Annotated in this window: 13 protein-coding genes and 1 pseudogene; 11 read left to right on the plus strand and 3 right to left on the minus strand. The window is 72.8% G+C overall.

What is annotated here, in order from left to right:
- The first annotated feature begins 13 nt into the window (after positions 1-13).
- From OG711_RS28490 to OG711_RS28515, 6 genes are read left to right on the plus strand one after another with little or no spacing between them, the layout of a single operon-like run.
- On the plus strand, positions 14-964 hold the full coding sequence (locus tag OG711_RS28490; protein WP_073791488.1) for an ABC transporter permease: 951 nt from the start codon (positions 14-16) through the stop codon (positions 962-964).
- Between the two features lie 19 nt (positions 965-983).
- Positions 984-1,931, plus strand: a complete 948-nt coding sequence (locus tag OG711_RS28495; protein WP_073791485.1) for an ABC transporter permease — start codon at positions 984-986, stop codon at positions 1,929-1,931.
- A gap of 16 nt (positions 1,932-1,947) precedes the next feature.
- The gene (locus tag OG711_RS28500) at positions 1,948-3,057 is read left to right on the plus strand and encodes an ABC transporter ATP-binding protein (protein ID WP_329561309.1); all 1,110 of its coding nucleotides are present in this window, start codon (positions 1,948-1,950) and stop codon (positions 3,055-3,057) included.
- Positions 3,054-4,133 carry an oligopeptide/dipeptide ABC transporter ATP-binding protein gene (locus OG711_RS28505; RefSeq protein ID WP_073791483.1) on the plus strand — a complete coding sequence of 360 codons (1,080 nt, stop codon included), beginning with the start codon at positions 3,054-3,056 and terminating at the stop codon, positions 4,131-4,133. The genes OG711_RS28500 and OG711_RS28505 overlap by 4 nt, the downstream gene beginning before the upstream one ends.
- A complete protein-coding gene (locus OG711_RS28510; RefSeq protein WP_266514676.1) occupies positions 4,130-5,617 on the plus strand; it encodes an aldehyde dehydrogenase family protein in 1,488 nt (495 codons plus the stop codon). The genes OG711_RS28505 and OG711_RS28510 overlap by 4 nt, the downstream gene beginning before the upstream one ends.
- Positions 5,618-5,643: 26 nt before the next feature.
- A complete protein-coding gene (locus tag OG711_RS28515) occupies positions 5,644-5,928 on the plus strand; it encodes a muconolactone Delta-isomerase (protein ID WP_073791478.1) in 285 nt (94 codons plus the stop codon).
- 344 nt (positions 5,929-6,272) lie between these two features.
- On the opposite strand, the gene OG711_RS28520 is transcribed toward OG711_RS28515, so the two are convergent.
- Together OG711_RS28520 and panB are read right to left on the minus strand one after the other, a co-directional pair.
- Positions 6,273-6,836 carry a hypothetical protein gene (locus tag OG711_RS28520; RefSeq protein WP_266514673.1) on the minus strand — a complete coding sequence of 188 codons (564 nt, stop codon included), beginning with the start codon at positions 6,834-6,836 and terminating at the stop codon, positions 6,273-6,275.
- A 235-nt stretch (positions 6,837-7,071) separates the two neighbouring features.
- Positions 7,072-7,956: a 3-methyl-2-oxobutanoate hydroxymethyltransferase gene (panB, locus tag OG711_RS28525; RefSeq protein ID WP_099284022.1), complete on the minus strand. Its 885-nt coding sequence runs from the start codon at positions 7,954-7,956 to the stop codon at positions 7,072-7,074.
- Positions 7,957-8,285: 329 nt separating this feature from the next.
- Here panB and OG711_RS28530 point away from each other — a divergent pair, with 329 nt between their 5' ends.
- The 3 genes and pseudogenes from OG711_RS28530 to OG711_RS28540 all read left to right on the plus strand — a co-directional run bounded on the left by OG711_RS28530 (position 8,286) and on the right by OG711_RS28540 (position 12,430).
- Positions 8,286-9,839 (plus strand): MFS transporter, encoded by a 1,554-nt coding sequence (locus OG711_RS28530; protein WP_073791472.1) that lies wholly within the window; start codon positions 8,286-8,288, stop codon positions 9,837-9,839.
- Positions 9,840-10,628: 789 nt separating this feature from the next.
- On the plus strand, positions 10,629-11,204 hold the full coding sequence (locus OG711_RS28535) for a TetR/AcrR family transcriptional regulator (RefSeq protein ID WP_266514666.1): 576 nt from the start codon (positions 10,629-10,631) through the stop codon (positions 11,202-11,204).
- A 289-nt stretch (positions 11,205-11,493) separates the two neighbouring features.
- Positions 11,494-12,430: pseudogene (locus tag OG711_RS28540) on the plus strand (endonuclease/exonuclease/phosphatase family protein).
- Between the two features lie 41 nt (positions 12,431-12,471).
- Here the strand turns inward: OG711_RS28540 and OG711_RS28545 are convergent.
- Positions 12,472-14,238 (minus strand): NAD+ synthase, encoded by a 1,767-nt coding sequence (locus tag OG711_RS28545; RefSeq protein WP_329561318.1) that lies wholly within the window; start codon positions 14,236-14,238, stop codon positions 12,472-12,474.
- A 215-nt stretch (positions 14,239-14,453) separates the two neighbouring features.
- On the opposite strand from OG711_RS28545, the gene OG711_RS28550 reads away from it, so the two are divergent.
- On the plus strand, positions 14,454-15,182 hold the full coding sequence (locus OG711_RS28550) for a DUF998 domain-containing protein (RefSeq protein ID WP_329561320.1): 729 nt from the start codon (positions 14,454-14,456) through the stop codon (positions 15,180-15,182).
- Entirely contained in the window at positions 15,170-16,012 is an 843-nt protein-coding gene (locus tag OG711_RS28555; protein WP_329561322.1) for an alpha/beta fold hydrolase, read from the plus strand. The genes OG711_RS28550 and OG711_RS28555 overlap by 13 nt, the downstream gene beginning before the upstream one ends.
- Positions 16,013-16,057: the final 45 nt, after the last annotated feature.

Consider the following 16,057-nt stretch of genomic DNA (forward strand, 5'->3'; position numbering starts at 1 on the left):
GGAGAGCACAGCCATGAAGGCCACCGCGGCACCGGCCCCCGCCACCACCCGGGCCCCCGCCACCCGCCGGGCGCGCCTCCCGCGCGCGCTGACCGGCTCCCACGTCACCGCCCTCATCGGCGGCGCCATCCTCGCCGTCACCGTCCTGGTCGCGATCCTCGCCCCGTGGATCGCCCCCCATGACCCGCTCGGCACCAACCCGTCGTCCGTCGGCCTCGGCCCCTTCAGCGGCGGCCATCTCCTCGGCACCGACGAGGTCGGCCGCGACATCCTCAGCCGGCTGATGCACGGCACCCGGCTCGCCCTGCTCGTCGCCGTGCTGCCGACCCTGCTCGCCCTCGCCATCGGCGGCTGCCTCGGACTGCTGTCCGGCTACGTCGGCGGCTGGCTCGACAGCTTCCTGATGCGCGTCTTCGACGTGATGTTCTCCTTCCCCGGCATCCTGCTCGCCCTCGGCATCGGCGTCGCCCTCGGCCCCGGCGTCACCTCCATGGTCATCGCCATGGTCGTCGTCACCGTCCCCGAGTTCGGCCGGATCGTCCGCGGCAACGTCGTCTCGCTGCGCCAGGAGCAGTACGTCGAGGCCGCCGGAGCCCTCGGCTACAGCCATCTGCGGATCGCGTTCCGGCACATCGCGCCCAACCTGCTCGGCGGCCTCGTCGTCTTCGCCACCCTCCAGACCGGCCGCAACGTCATCCTCGGCTCCAGCCTCGCCTTCCTCGGGCTCGGCGCCCAGCCGCCCACCCCCGACTGGGGCCAGATGCTCAGCGGCGGCCGCGCCCTGCTGGTCACCGCCCCGCACGTCGCCACCATCCCCGGACTCGCGATCGTCGTGCTCGCCGTCGGCTTCAACCTGCTCGGCGACGGCGTACGGGACCGGCTCGACCCGCGCAGCCGCCGGTCCGGCAAGACCCGCGGAGCCCGCGCGCTCCTCACCCCCTGGACCCGCCGGAGCCGGACATGAACAGCCCAGGAGCCCCGTCATGCTGACCTTCACCCTGCGCCGCGCGCTCCAGATGATCCCCGTCGTCCTCGGGGTCACCATCGCCACCTTCGGCCTCGGCCAGATCATCCCCGGCGACCAGGCCAGCGCCCTGCTCGGCCCCAGCTCCTCCGAGGAGGACCGCCAGGCGCTGCGCGCCGACCTCGGCCTCGACGAACCCGCCGTCTCCCGCTACTTCACCTACCTCGGCAGCCTCTTCGACGGCGACCTCGGCCGCTCCCTGTCCTTCGGCCGGCCCGTCTCCGAAGTGCTCTCCGAACGGCTGCTGAACACCCTGCTGCTGTCCGGCACCGCGATCGTCGTCGCCGCCGTCGTCGGGGTCGCCATCGGCACCTGGGCCGCGCAGAAGCCCGGCTCCGCCCGCGACCGCGGACTCACCGTCGGGGTGCTGTTCTTCAACTCCGTCCCCTCGTTCTGGTTCGGCCTCGTCCTCATCGTCGTCTTCTCCCTGCAACTGCGGGTGCTCCCCGCGACCGGCATGACCTCCATCGGAGGCGGCGGATCCCTCGACGTCGCCGCGCACATGGTGCTGCCGGTGATCACCCTCGCCGCCTGGTCGCTGGCCGTGATCGCCCGGATGACCCGCTCCGCGGTACTGGAGGTCATCGGCAACGACTACGTCCGCACCGCCCGCTCCCGCGGCGTCGGCGAGTTCCGGGTCGTCGTCCGGCACGTGCTGCCCAACGCGATGCCGTCCGTGATCACCGTCGTCGGACTCCAGGCCGGCTTCCTGCTCAGCGGCGCCGTGCTCACCGAGACCGTCTTCTCCTGGCCCGGCATCGGACTCGCCCTCCACCAGGCCATCTCCACCCGCGACATCCCCCTCGTCCAGGGCGGCATCCTCGTCATCGCCGTCGCGTTCGTCCTGATCAACTTCCTGGTCGACATCCTCCAGGCGTACTTCAACCCCAAGATCAAGCTCGCGTAGGCGGAAGGGAACCACCGTGACCATTCTGGACGTGGAGCACCTCAAGGTCGCCTACCGGCGCCCGGACCAGGGCCACGGACCCGCCCTGGAGACCGTCCGCGACGTGTCGTTCAGCGTCGCCGCCGGTGAATCCCTCGGCGTCGTCGGCGAATCCGGGTGCGGCAAGAGCCAGACCATGCTCGCCGTACTGCGGATGCTCGGCCACGGCGGCGCGGAGATCAGCGGCCGGATCGGCTTCGACGGCCGCGACCTCACCACCCTCGGCCCCAAGGAGATGCGGCGGATACGCGGCTCCGGCATCGGACTCGTCTCCCAGGACGCCCTCTCCGCGCTCAACCCCGCCATGACCATCGGCGCCCAGATGGCCGAACCCCTCATCCACTACGACCGGATGAGCCGCCGCGCCGCCACCGCCCGCTGCGCCGAACTCCTCGACCTGGTCGGCATCCCCGGCGCCCGGGAACGCCTGCGCAGCTATCCGCACGAACTGTCCGGCGGAATGCGCCAGCGCGTCCTCATCGCCATGGCCATCAGCCGCGACCCCAAGGTCCTCATCGCCGACGAACCCACCACCGCCCTCGACGTCACCATCCAGTCCCAGGTGCTCCAGCTCATCGACCGGCTGCGCCGCGAACTGCGGATGGCCCTCGTCCTGATCACCCATGACCTCGGCGTCGTCGCCGGGATCACCGACCGGATCGCCGTGATGTACGCGGGCCGCATCGTCGAACTCGCGCCCACCACAGCCCTGTTCGACGCCCCCGGCCACCCGTACACCCGTGCCCTGATGAACTCCATCCCCCGGATGGACCGCGCCCGCGTCGACCGGCTGCCCGCCATCCCCGGCTTCCCGCCCGACCCCGCCGACCCGCCGCCGGGCTGCGCCTACCAGCCCCGCTGCGCGACGGCCCGCCCCGAGTGCGGCGACTCCGTGCCCCAGCTGCTCACCCTCACCACCGGCGCCCCCGGACACACCGTCCGCTGCCCCTTCACCGCCCCACCCGAGGCCCCGGCCACGGCCGACGCGACGGACCCCGCCGCACCCGAGGCCACCGCATCCGCCGCACCCGAGGCCCCGGACCCCGCGGACACCACCGCCCCGGCACCCCGAGGAGACCGCGCATGACCGCCGCCGCCGAACCCCGGACCCCGGGCGCCACCCGGACCGACGACAACGCCGTCACCGTCGAGGAACTCCGGGTCCACTTCCCCGTCCGCACCGGGGTACTGCGCCGGGTCACCGGCTCCGCGCACGCCGTCGACGGCGTCTCGTTCACCGTGCCCGCCCGCAGCATCGTCACCATCGTCGGGGAGAGCGGCAGCGGCAAGACCACCACCGGACGCGCCCTCGTCGGCCTCTCACCCGTCCACTCCGGAACGGTCACCGTCCACGGCCGCCCGCTGGACGAGATCCGCCGCGACCGCACCCTGCACCGGCTCGCCCAGATCGTCTACCAGGACCCGTACGCCAGCCTCAACCCCCGGATGACCATCAGGGCGATGATCCGCGAGGTCGTCACCGTGCACCGGACCGTCCCCCGCGAGGAGGCCGCCGACCGTGTCGCGGAACTCCTCGCCCAGGTCGGGCTGCGCCCCGAACTCGCCGACCGCTACCCGCACGAACTGTCCGGCGGCCAGCGCCAGCGCGCCGCCATCGCCCGCGCCCTCGCCGCCGAACCCCGCTTCATCGTCTGCGACGAGATCGTCTCCGCCCTGGACGTCAGCATCCAGGGCCAGATCGTCAACCTCCTCAAGGACCTGTGCCGGGACCGCGAGGTGAGCTTCCTGTTCATCTCCCACGACATGAGCGTCGTCCGGCACATCTCCGACCACGTCATCGTCATGTACGGCGGCCGGATCATGGAGAGCGGACCGTGCGACGAGATCTTCTCCGCGCCCCGCCATCCGTACACCCACGCCCTGCTCGGCGCCGTCCCTGTGCCCGACCCCCGCTCCCCGGGACTGCGCGGCGCCGTCCGCACCCGCGCCGAACCGCCCGACCCCACCGATCCGCTGCCGGGCTGCCGCTTCCAGCGCTCCTGCCCGTTCGCCACCGAGGAGTGCCGCGCGGGGGACCCGCCCCCCACCCTGTCCGTCGGCGCCGGCGGCCACACCGTCGCCTGCCATCACGCCGAGACCCCCGCCGTACGGGCCGCCCTCACCTCCGAGGCCCCCGTCCCCGAAAGGACCCCCGCACCATGACCCCCGACACGACCGGTACGACCGGGGAGTACACCTCCCACACCGCGGGCCGGCGGCGCGCCCCCGCGGGCACGGCGGTGCCGCTGACCGACCCCGCGACCGGCGCGGTCTGGGCCCACGCGTACCAGGACCCGGACGCCGTGGACGAGGCGGTGGCCGCCGCCCGCGCCGCGTTCACCGGCCCCGACTGGGCCGGACTCCCGGCGCACGCCCGCGCCGATCTGCTGTACCGGCTCGGTGACGTGCTCGTCGCGCACACCGACGAACTCGCCGCCCTGGAGACCCTCGCCAACGGCAAGCCGCTCGCCGCGACCCGGGGCGAGGTCGGGGCGCTCGCCCGCTGGTACCGCTACTTCGCGGCCGTCGCCGAGACCCTGGAGGACCGCTCCCGGCCGCTCGGCGCCACCGCGCACGCGCGGATCACCCAGGAACCGCTCGGGGTCGTCGCCGCGCTGACCCCCTTCAACGGCGCCCTGTCCCTGGGCTCCTGGAAGCTCGCCCCGGCCCTCGCCGCGGGCAACACCGTGATCCTCAAGCCGCCGCCGCAGGCCCCCGCCTCCTCCGTCCGGCTCGCCGAACTCGCCCTGGAGGCCGGTTTCCCGCCCGGGGTCGTCAGTGTCGTCATCGGCGGCGCCGACGAGGGCAGGCGCCTCACCGACCACCCCGATGTCGCGATGATCACCTTCACCGGCAGCACCGCCGTCGCCCGGACCCTCGGCGCCCGCGCCGCCGAGCGGATGAAGCGCTACGTCTGCGAGGCGGGCGGCAAGTCCGCGCACATCGTCTTCGCCGACGGCGACCTGGACGCCGCCGTGACCGCGGCCCGGCAGGGCGCGTTCTCCGCCGCGGGCCAGACCTGCGTCGCGGGCTCCCGTGTCCTGGTCCAGCGCGAGGTCCACGAGGAGTTCCTGCGCCGCTACGGCGACGCCGTCGGACGGCTGCGGGTGGGCGACCCCCGCGACCCGCGCACCCATGTCGGCCCGCTGGCCTCGGCCGCGGCACTCACCCGCGTAGAGGGCTACGTGGACGAGGCGCTCGCGGGCGGCGCCCGCGCGGTCACCGGCGGCAAGCGGGCGACGGTACCGGAGTCCCTCGACGGCGGCTACTGGTACGAGCCGACCGTCCTCACCGACGCGGGCCCCGACCTCGCGGTCTGCCGCGAGGAGGTGTTCGGCCCGGTCGTCACCGTCCACCCCTTCGACACCGAGGACGACGCGGTCGCCCTCGCCAACTCCGTCGAGTACGGGCTCGCCGCCGGGTTCTGGACCCGGGACGCGGCCCGCGCGCACCGGGTGGCCCGGCGCCTGGAAGCGGGCGTCGTCTGGGTCAACACCTACCGGCTGCTGCACTGGAGCGTGCCGTTCGGCGGCTACAAGCAGTCCGGACTCGGCCGTGAGAACGGTGCGGAGGCCGTCGCCGAGTTCCTCCAGACCAAGTCCGTCATCACCGAACACGGCACCCCCGCCGACCCCTTCGCCCACTGACCGCCCCGCACACCGCAAGGAACCCCATGGAATTCCTCGTCAACATCCAGATCAGCTGGCCGCACGGCATGGACCCCGAGCACAAGGAGTCCGTCTCGCAGGAGGAGCGCCGCAGGGCCGCGGAGCTGGCCGCCTCGGGTCATCTCGTCCGTATGTGGCGCGTGCCCGGCCGCACCGAGAACTGGGGCCTGTGGCAGGCCGCCGACCCCACCGAACTCCACACCATCATCTCGTCCCTCCCGGTCTGGCCCTGGATGACCGTAACGGTCCACTCCCTGGCCACCCACCCGGTCGACCCGACCCCCCGGTAGCCCCCGTACGGGTCGCCTTCGCTCGCGCTCCCGAGGTCTGTCCGGCTGGGCCCACTTGTCCCTGTGCGGGTCGTCCGTGGGTGCGCAGTTCCCCGCGCCCCTGGATGCTGCCCCCTTGCGGTCGCTTCTCGGGTGCGGGTCCGCCCTCGTTTGTGCGCAGTTCCCCGCGCCCCTTCGGGGGCGCCTCCTGGGGCTGTTCTCGGTGAATCCCGACCGGCCCCGACCCGAAGAACAAGTCGGATGCGCCCCAAAGGGGCGCGGGGAACTGCGCACCCCACGAACGACGGCACAGGAACGAAGTACGCCCAACACAAGAGACCCAGAGGCGCCCCCCCGGCAAGGGGTCAGGCGACGACGTTCACGACCGTGCCGACGGGCGCGAACTTCCACATCGCGGCCCCATCGGCAACCTTCTGCCGGACCGCCGCGGTCTGCACCCCGAGATCCGTCTCGGGCCGCGCCCCGTCCACCGCGTTGGAGAACGCCACGGTCAGCCCGGAACTCTTCGCGAAGTAGATGATGTTCGCGACCTTCACCCCGTCGGTCCCCGTCCCGGACGGCAACCGGGAGGACACCTTGTGCGCGCCGACAGGCGGATGCACGGACCCGGGCCACACGGCGAACGTCCGCGACACCTTGTCCCGCGCCTCCACGAGCCACACCCGCCGCTGCTCCAGCGAGTACACGACCCGGTGTCCCTCGCCGGAGGCGGCAGGCACCGCAGGCACCTTCGGCTTCGCGTCCTCGGGCCGCTGCTGAGGCTTCTTCGACGCGGACCCCGCGGGACCCGCGTCGGTCCGGCCCCCGGGCATCGGCTCGGCCCGTACGGCCAGCCCGACCACCACGACCAGCGCGGCGCAGAGCAGCCCGGTGACCCAGGCCCATGAGGGCAGTCGACGCGCAGACACCCGGGAAATCCTCCTCGAACCAGGCGGGGCGGCAGGCCACAGGCCTGAACGCAAGACACCCGCGGTCACGACGGACGGCGGGAGGATGATCCTACCGTCAGCGGGGGAGCTCCCCGCCGGGCACCCGGGAACGGCGACAGCCCGCCGACGGGGGAAGATCGACGGGCTGCCCTGGTGCCGCAGTGGTTCGGACGCGGCCCGGCGCGCGGCCGGGTCGCGGGTACGGCGGGTACCGCTAGTGCACGGAGTGCTCCTCCGCCGGGAAGACCCCGCCGACGACCTCGTCGGCGAACGTGCGCGCGGCGTCACCGATGACGGACCGCAGCTCGGCGTACTGCTTCACGAACCGCGGCATCCGCCCGCCCGTGAGGCCCAGCATGTCGGTCGCGACCAGCACCTGCGCGTCGGTCTCGACCCCCGCGCCGATCCCGACGGTCGGGATGTGCAGCGTCCGGGTCACCTCGGCGGCCAGCTCCGCGGGCACCAGCTCCAGCACGACCGAGAAGGCGCCCGCGTCCTGGACGGCCTTGGCGTCGCGCAGCAGCTGCTGCGCGGCCTCCTCACCGCGGCCCTGCACGCGGTAGCCCATGGTGTTCACGGACTGCGGGGTGAGCCCCACATGCGCCATCACCGGGATACCGGACTCCACGATCAGCTCGATCTGCCGGTGCGAACGCTCGCCGCCCTCCAGCTTCACGGCCCCCACACCCGCGTCCTTGACCAGCCGCATCGCGTTGCGCAGCGCCTGGGTCGGACCCTCCTGGTACGAGCCGAACGGCAGATCACCGACGATCAGGGCCCGCTTGGTGCCCCGGACGACGGCCGCGGACAGCATCGTCATCTCGTCCATGGTGACCGGCACGGTCGTCTCGTAGCCGAGGTGGACGTTGCCCATCGAGTCCCCGACGAGCAGGACGGGTATCCCGGCCTCGTCGAAGACGGACGCGGTCATCGCGTCGTACGCGGTGAGCATGGGCCACTTCTCGCCGCGCTCCTTGGCGACGGTGATGTCACGCACGGTGATGCGGCGGTTCCCCTTGCCGCCGTACAGCGTCTTCACGCTGTCGGACGGGGCGCCGGCCTCCTGGGCGGGCGTACGGGCAGCCGAGAGTTGCGTCATCGCAACGGCTCCTTCATGTCATCTCGAGGCGCCCTTACGGCGTCCCCGGACCGTCTCCATGGTGGCACTTCGTGCGGCCCGGCGAAAGTGCGGTACCGGTCCCGGGGGTCCGAGGGGCCCGGTGGGGGCCGGACACGGTGGTGGTTCCCGGTTCGCGCCCGGCCGACTCCCGGGACCCGGGTGCCGTACGTCACCCGGGTCCCGGCAGCCGCTCCCGTACCGCGCGGGCGCCGGGTCCGGCCCGCCCGGGCCGGAGCGGACCGTAAAGTTCTGGCCAGGAGAACGAGATACGAGACGGTCCCGTATCGGAACATCCCTACGCTCGGGCCATGACCACACCTGCCGACCTCGCGCCGCGGGTCCCTGAGGCCGTGCACCGCAGACGCTGGGCCGTCCTGGGCGTACTGATGCTCAGCCTGATGATCGTCGTCCTCGACAACTCGATCCTCAATGTCGCCGTCAGGACCATCTCCACCCCCGCGCCCACCGGCCTCGGCGCGACCCAGGGGGAGCTGGAATGGGCGATCAACTCCTACACCCTCGTCTTCGCGGGACTGCTCTTCTCCGCGGGGCTCCTCGGTGACCGGCTCGGCCGCCGCAAGGTCCTCGTCGCCGGGATGCTGGTGTTCGGCATCGCCTCGGCGCTCGCCGCGCAGTCGGGCTCACCGGCCGAGCTGATCGCGTTCCGCGCGGTGATGGGGCTCGGCGCCGCGTTCGTGATGCCCGCGACGCTCGCCATCCTGATGAACGTCTTCGAACGCGACGAACAGCCCAAGGCCATCGGTATCTGGGCGGGCGGGGTCGGCCTCGCGATAGCCATCGGCCCGATCACCGGCGGCGTCCTGCTCGACCACTTCTGGTGGGGCTCGGTGTTCCTCGTCAACGTGCCCATCGTGGTCGTCGCCATCGCCCTGCTGCTGTTCCTGGTCCCCGACTCCCGCGATCCGGCGCCCGGCCGGATCGACCCCTTCGGTGTGCTGCTCACCGTGGTCGGTCTGGTGCTGCTGGTGTACGGCATCATCGAGGGCGGCGAACGCGCGGACTTCACCGACCCCGGTGTCCTCGCGACCATCGGCGCGGGGGTCGCGGTGCTCGGCCTCTTCGTCTGGTACGAGATCCGCAGCGACCATCCGGCCATCGACATGCGGTACTTCCGCGACAAGGTGTTCTCGGCCGCGATCACCGCGATAGCGCTGGTCTTCTTCGCGCTGATGGGTGTCACCTTCTTCTCCGTCTTCTACACCCAGAGCGTGCGCGGCTACTCGCCGCTCCAGACCGGGCTGCTCATGCTGCCGCTCGCCCTCGCCCAGCTCTTCTTCGCGGCCCGCGCGCGGCATGTGGTCGACCGGTTCGGCTACCGGGCCGTGACCACGGGCGGGCTGCTGCTGATCGCGGCGACGCTGGCGGCGTTCCTGCTCTTCGACCACGACACCCCCGTCTGGGTGATGGAGGTCGTGTTCTTCCTGATGGGCGCGGGGATGGCCCATGTGATGACACCGACGAGCGTCGTCATCATGCAGACCCTGCCGAGGGAGAAGGCGGGTTCCGCGTCCGCGCTCAGCAATACGTTCCGGCAGGTCGGCGGGGCGCTGGGGATCGCGGTGCTCGGGTCCGTGCTGTCGACCGCGTACCGGTCGGGCATCGAGGACGAGCTCGCCTCCCTGCCGGAGGGTTCGCGGCACGCGGCGGGGTCGTCGATCGAGGCGACGCTGGCCGTCGCGGGGCGGATGGGGGCGGACGGGGGGTCGTCGCTCGCGGGGGCGGCGCGGGACGCGTTTCTGGACGCGATGCATGTCACTGCCGTGTGGGGGGCGGGGATCGCGGCCCTCGGCGCGGTGGTCACCCTCCTCTTCCTCCCCGGCCGCACCCCCACCCGGCGCTGACGCCCCTCGGGTTCCCTGTGCTGGGCGTACTTGTTCCCGCGCGGGTCGCCTTCGCTTGCGCTTGTGAGGTCTGTCCGGGTGGACGCACTTGTCCCGCGCCGTCGCTCGTGGGGTGCGCAGTTCCCCGCAGGTCGCCTTCGCTTGCGCTTCCGGGGTCTGTCCGGGTGGGCGCACCTTTCCTGTGCGGGTCGCTCGTGGGTGCGCAGTTCCCCGCGCCCCTTTGGGGCGCATCCGGTTTGTTCTTCGGGTCGGTGCCGGTCGGATTTCTCCGTCCTCGCTCCAACGCGCTCGGTACGACATCCCTCTTGCCCGACTGAAGAGCATCGGAGTCTGCGGGCAGAGATTCCCGCCCACCCCCTCCCGCAGCCATGCGACTGCACGAGGAGAGGAGTGCCCCTCCAGGGGCGCGGGGAACTGCGCGAAAACGAGGACCGGCCCGCACCCGACGAACAAGCCCGAAGGGGCAGCATCCAGGGGCGCGGGGAACTGCGCGAAAGGTGAGGGCGACCCGCACCGCAGAAGCGACCGCAGGGGGCAGCATCCAGGGGCGCGGGGAACTGCGCACCCACCGAGCGACGGCACAGGAACGGAGTACGCCCAGCCGGACAGACCTGGGAAGCGCAAGCGAAGGCGGCCCGCGGGGAACTGCGCACCCACGGACGTACCCGCACGGGAACAAGCCCGCCCAGCCGGACAGACCCCGGAAGCGCAAGCGAAGGCGACCCGCACGGGGACGGGTACGTTCAGGGCGGGGTACTCGGAGGCGCGAGCGAAGGCGGTGAGGCGAAGGTGGGACGGCCGCGCAGCGAGGCGGTCGAGCGGGCCATCCTGGACGGCGTGGTCGGACTGCTGGAGGAAGGCGTACCGCTCGCGGACATCAGCATCGAACGTGTCGCCCGCACCGCCCGCGTGGGCAAGGCCACGATCTACCGCCGCTGGCCCGGCAGGGAGGAACTCTTCGTCGAGGTCCTGCGCCGCGCCGAGCCCCCGGACCCGCCCCTCACCGGCGGGTCCGTCCGCGAGGACCTGATCACCCTGCTGGAGAGCCTGCGGCTGCGCGGTGTCGCGAACCGCTCGTCCACCCTGCTGTGCAACGTCCACGCCCAGATGAAGAGCCATCCGCGGCTGTGGAGCACGTACCACGCCCTGGTGATCGAACCCCGCCGCCGGATGTCCGTCGAGGTGCTGCGGCGGGGCCAGCGGACCGGTGAGATCCGTACCGATCTGGACCTGGACCTGATGCACGACCTGTTCGTCGGCCCGATGCTCGTCCGTACCGTCGTCCGTCCGGAGGGGGATCTGCCGGAGGAACTCGCCGCTCAGATCGTGGACGTGGTACTGGCGGGTCTGCGTCCGGCGCAGTAGTCTCGCCGCGCCCGGTACGTATGTGCGCGTTTTGTCACAGTGAGCGCATGCCACCCCCGTGCCGGAACTCCCGCCGGGTGCTTCTTCGTCATGGTGCCCGTACAGCCGTCAGGGAGCGGCGGGAACAGCAGCGTTCATCGCCTAGGGTCAATGGTGGCGGTAACGAAGTGCACGGCAGGCAGTGAGGCGACGGAATGGCGCAGCAGGCATACGCGACGGACACGGACAGCCGCGAAGGCGATGCGAGAACCGGCCGTCCTGTGTCCCGACTGCGCCGGCTGTTCTCCGGATGGCGCGGCGACCCCGGGATCTGGCGGCGCGGACTGGTCCTCACGGCGTTCGCCCTGCTGCTCGCGCTGGTGATGGTGCTGCACGCGCAGATCCCCAACTCGCTGGGCAACCTGGGCAGCCTGAACGAGACGTTCCTGCCCTGGGTGGGCGCCCTGCTGCCGCTGTTGATGCTGTGCGGGCTGCTGCGCAAGTCGGCGATCGCGATGATCGCGGTACTTGTTCCGGCCATCGTGTGGCTGAACCTGTTCGGCGGGCTGGTCACCGACAAGACCGGTACCGGCGGTGACCTCACCGTCGTCACGCACAACGTCAACGCGGGCAACCCCGACCCGGAGGGCACCGCGCGTGAGGTGGCCGCCTCGGGCGCGGACGTCGTCGCGCTGGAGGAACTCACCGCGCAGGCCGTCCCCGTGTACGAGCGGGCCCTCGCGAAGACCTTCCGCTACCACGAGGTCGAGGGCACGGTGGGGGTGTGGAGCAAGTACCCGCTGAGCGCGACCGCGCCCGTGGACATCAAGCTCGGCTGGACCCGCGCGATGCGGACCACGGTGGCCACCCCCGAAGGGCCCGTCGCCGTGTACGCCGCGCATCTCCCGTCGGTACGGGTGAAGGTGAACGCCGGTTTCACGGCGAGCCGTCGTGACCAGAGCGCCGACGCGCTCGGGGCGGCCATCGCCGTGGAGCGGGTGGAGCGGGTGATCCTGCTCGGGGACCTCAACGGCACCATGAACGACCGTGCCCTGAAGGCGATCACCGCGCAGATGCGTTCCACCCAGGGCGCGTCGGGCAGCGGGTTCGGGTTCAGCTGGCCCGCCGCGTTCCCGATGGCGCGTATCGACCAGATCCTGGTGAAGGACGTCGAGCCGGTGACGTCCTGGACGCTGCCGCGCACCGCGAGCGACCACCTGCCGGTGGCCGCCCGCGTCGGTCTGTAACGCGCCGTCCGTAAGGGCTTCGGTCCGGGAGGGCGAGGGGCCTACTCGGGTGCCTCGCCCGTCTCGCGCCAGCGGTTGGTGATCGGCAGCCGGCGGTCCTTGCCGAAGCCCTTCGCCGAGATCTTGGTGCCCGGCGGGTACTGCCGCCGCTTGTACTCGGCGGTGTCGGTCATCCGCAGGATGCGGGTCACCAGCTCCGCGTCGAAACCGGCCGCCACGATGCTGTCGGCGCCCTGGTCCCGGTCCACGTACCGCTCCAGCACGGCGTCCAGCACCGGGTAGTCCGGCAGGGAGTCCGTGTCGACCTGGTCCGGGCGCAGTTCCGCGCTCGGCGGCTTGGTGATCGAGTTCTCGGGGATCGGCGGGGTCTGACCGCGCTGCGCGGCGGCCCGGTTGCGCCACTCGGCGAGCCGGAACACCGTCGTCTTGTACACGTCCTTGATGGGCCCGTAAGCGCCCACCGAGTCGCCGTACAGCGTCGAGTACCCCACGGCCAGCTCGGACTTGTTGCCCGGCGCCAGCACGATGTGGCCCTCCTGGTTGGACACCGACATCAGCAGGGTGCCGCGCAGCCGGGACTGGAGGTTCTCCTCGGCGAGCCCGGTCAGCTCCAGCGACGCCATGTACGTGTCGAACATCGGCCCGATCGGCACCGTACGGAAGTTGAGGCCGGTGCGCCGGGCCAGTTCCGCCGCGTCGCCCCTGGAGTGCTCGGAGGAGTACTTCGACGGCATCGACACCCCGTACACGTTCTGCGCGCCGAGCGCGTCGCACGCGATCGCCGCGACCAGCGCCGAGTCGATACCGCCCGAGAGGCCGATGAGCACGGACCGGAAGCCGTTCTTCGCGACATACGCCCGCAGGCCCACCACGAGCGCCGAGTAGATCTCCTCGTCGTCGTCGAGGCGGTCCGCGTAGCCGCCGGTCAGCTCCGCCGGATACGCGGGCAGCGGCTCCTCGGACAGGACCAGCCGGTCGATCCGCAGTCCGTCGTCCACCACACCGGTGACGGGGTCAGCGGCCGCCGCGGGCAGCTCCAGGTCGAGGACGACACAGCCCTCCGCGAACTGCGGGGCCCGCGCGATGACCTCGCCGTCCTTGTCCACGACGATCGAGTCACCGTCGAAGACCAGCTCGTCCTGGCCGCCGATCATCGCCAGGTACGCGGTGGTGCACCCGGCTTCCTGTGCGCGCTTGCGGACCAGTTCGAGCCGGGTGTCGTCCTTGTCGCGCTCGTACGGCGACGCGTTGATCGACAGCAGCAGCCCCGCCCCGGCGGACCGGGTCGCGGGCACCCGGCCGCCGTCCTGCCACAGGTCCTCGCAGATTGCCAGCGCCACGTCCACGCCGTGCACCCGGACCACCGGCAGGGTGTCGCCCGGCACGAAGTACCGGAACTCGTCGAAGACCCCGTAGTTCGGCAGATGGTGCTTGGCGAACACCAGCGCCACCTCACCGCCGTGCAGCACGGCGGCGGCGTTGCGCGGGGCGCCCGCGGGCTGGCCGTACCTCGGCTGCGCCGTCTCGGAACGGTCCAGATAGCCGACGATCACCGGGATGGCGCCGAAGCCTTCCCCGGCGAGCCGCCGCGCGAGGTCCCGCAGCGCGGTACGGGAGGCGTCCACGAAGGACGAGCGCAGGGCCAGGTCCTCGACGGGATACCCCGTCAGGGCCATCTCCGGGAACGCGATGACATGCGCTCCCTGCTCGGCCGAGTGCCGGGTCCAGCGGAGGATCGCCTCCGCGTTCTCGGCGAGGGCACCGACGGTGGAGTCGATCTGGTTCAGGGCGAGACGAAGTTGAGGCACGGGCCCAGTGTAATCGTCACTCCGACGCGATGTGCTGGCCGGATGCCCGGAGCGTCCCCTTCCCCCGTCCGGCACCCGTCCCCACCCCCCGTCCGGCGGCCCTCCCCACCTCCGCCCGGAACCTGCCCCACCCCCGTCCGGCCGGGCCCCGCGCACGCCACGCGGGGGGCGCCGCCGACCGCGCGGGCGGACCCCCGGTACCCCAGGATGAATCCATGCCGATCCGCGCAGCGTCCCGCACCGGCCCCCGTACGACCGCCCTGCTGACCGCCGCCGGAACCCTCGCCTACAGCGCCTGGCTGCTGGAGGCCGTCCTGCCCACCGGGCTGCCGCGCGCCACGGCGTACGTCAGCGAGCTCGCCGCCGAGGGCGAGCCCTTTTCCGCGCTGTTCCGCGCCACGGACCTGCTCGCCGGGCTGCTGCTGCTCACCGCGGCGCTGCTGGGCCTGCTGCGCCCCTCGGCGCGGCTGCCCTGGGCGGAGGGCCGCCCCTGGACCCTCGTCGGCTGGTCGGCCCTCGCGCTGTTCGCCGCGGCGACCGTCGCGGACTCCCGGCTGCCCCTGAGCTGCACGCCCACCATGGACGCGGGCTGCGCGGAGCGCGAGCACAGCGGGCTGGTGCCGCTGACCCATTCGGCCCATCTGGTGACCAGCGCCACGGCGACGGCCGCCGCCCTGCTCACCGCCGTCGCCCTGACGGTGGCGGCCCGCCGCTACGGCATCGGGGGACCGGTGGCCCGCGCGGGCACGGTCCTGGTGGCCGCCCAGCTCGCCGCCACCGGGTGGACCCTGGGCGCGGTGTGGGCGTTCGGCGAGGGCCTCGGCAGCTGGGGCCTCGGCGTGGCCCAGCGGCTCCAGCTCGTCCTGCTGGCGCTGTGGCTCGTCGTGTTCGCCCGTACGCTCGCGCGTGGCCGGGACGAAGGGCGGCCCCGGTGGCCTTCGTGACGGTCGGGGGCACCGCCGTGCACACCGCGGTCGACGGCAGCGGTCCGGTGTGTGTGCTCGCCGCGGGGCTCGGGATGGCCTGGTTCGACTGGGACCCGGTGGTGGAGCTGCTGGCGCCGCACCGCACCGTCGTCCGCTTCGACCGGCCCGGCCTCGGACTGAGCGCCCCCGCGCCCGGCCCGCCGGACCCGGCCGCCGAGGCGGACCGCTTCGGCGGGGTCCTGGACGCGCTGGGCCTCACCGGCCCGGCGACCGTCGTGGGTCACTCGCTGGCGGGCTTCCACGCGGAGTCCTTCACCCGCCGCCACCCCGCGCGGGTGAACGCCCTGGTCCTGCTGGACACCAGCCTGGAGGAACGTCCGGTGCCTCGGCGGCCCTCACCGGTCCCGGACCTCGCCGTCCGCGCGGGTGTCACGGCGCTGTGCCGCGCGGGCGTCCCGTACGCGCTCGGGCCCGCGCTGCGGCGGCTGACGATCCGCGCGGGCCGCCTCGGCGGCGCCCCCGACCCGGCCCCGCCGGAGCTGGTCAGGGCCGTGTACCGGACGAGCCGGACCGCCCGCGCGATCGCCGCCGAGCACCTCACCTACCCCGAGGCGGCCCTGTACCTGGCCGCCCTGCGCCGCACCCACGCCCTGCCCGCCGGCCTCCCGGTGACGGTCCTCGCCGGCGCCCGCGCCACCGCCGGACCGGACCCGTGGCTCACCCGCCAGCGGGCCCTGGCGAAGGCCCTGGCGGCCCGCTTCCGGGTCGCGGCCCCCGCGGGCCACTTCCTGACGCTGGACCGCCCGGCGGACGTGGCCGACACGATCCGCGCCGCCACCGCCCGCTGACACCCGGCACCCGTGCCGTACGGAGCTGCTGACGCCCCGGCACCC

Origin of the sequence: Streptomyces uncialis (assembly GCF_036250755.1) — a bacterium.
GTDB lineage: Bacteria > Actinomycetota > Actinomycetes > Streptomycetales > Streptomycetaceae > Streptomyces > Streptomyces uncialis.

What these genes read in the sequence shown, in the direction of transcription:
- OG711_RS28510 (WP_266514676.1), top strand. Translation starts at nt 4,130, where the DNA reads ATGACCCCCGACACGACCGGTACGACCGGGGAGTACACCTCCCACACC.
- OG711_RS28550 (WP_329561320.1), top strand. Translation starts at nt 14,454, where the DNA reads ATGCCGATCCGCGCAGCGTCCCGCACCGGCCCCCGTACGACCGCCCTG.
- OG711_RS28495 (WP_073791485.1), top strand. Translation starts at nt 984, where the DNA reads ATGCTGACCTTCACCCTGCGCCGCGCGCTCCAGATGATCCCCGTCGTC.
- OG711_RS28530 (WP_073791472.1), top strand. Translation starts at nt 8,286, where the DNA reads ATGACCACACCTGCCGACCTCGCGCCGCGGGTCCCTGAGGCCGTGCAC.
- panB (WP_099284022.1), bottom strand. Translation starts at nt 7,956, where the DNA reads ATGACGCAACTCTCGGCTGCCCGTACGCCCGCCCAGGAGGCCGGCGCC.
- OG711_RS28490 (WP_073791488.1), top strand. Translation starts at nt 14, where the DNA reads ATGAAGGCCACCGCGGCACCGGCCCCCGCCACCACCCGGGCCCCCGCC.
- OG711_RS28505 (WP_073791483.1), top strand. Translation starts at nt 3,054, where the DNA reads ATGACCGCCGCCGCCGAACCCCGGACCCCGGGCGCCACCCGGACCGAC.
- OG711_RS28515 (WP_073791478.1), top strand. Translation starts at nt 5,644, where the DNA reads ATGGAATTCCTCGTCAACATCCAGATCAGCTGGCCGCACGGCATGGAC.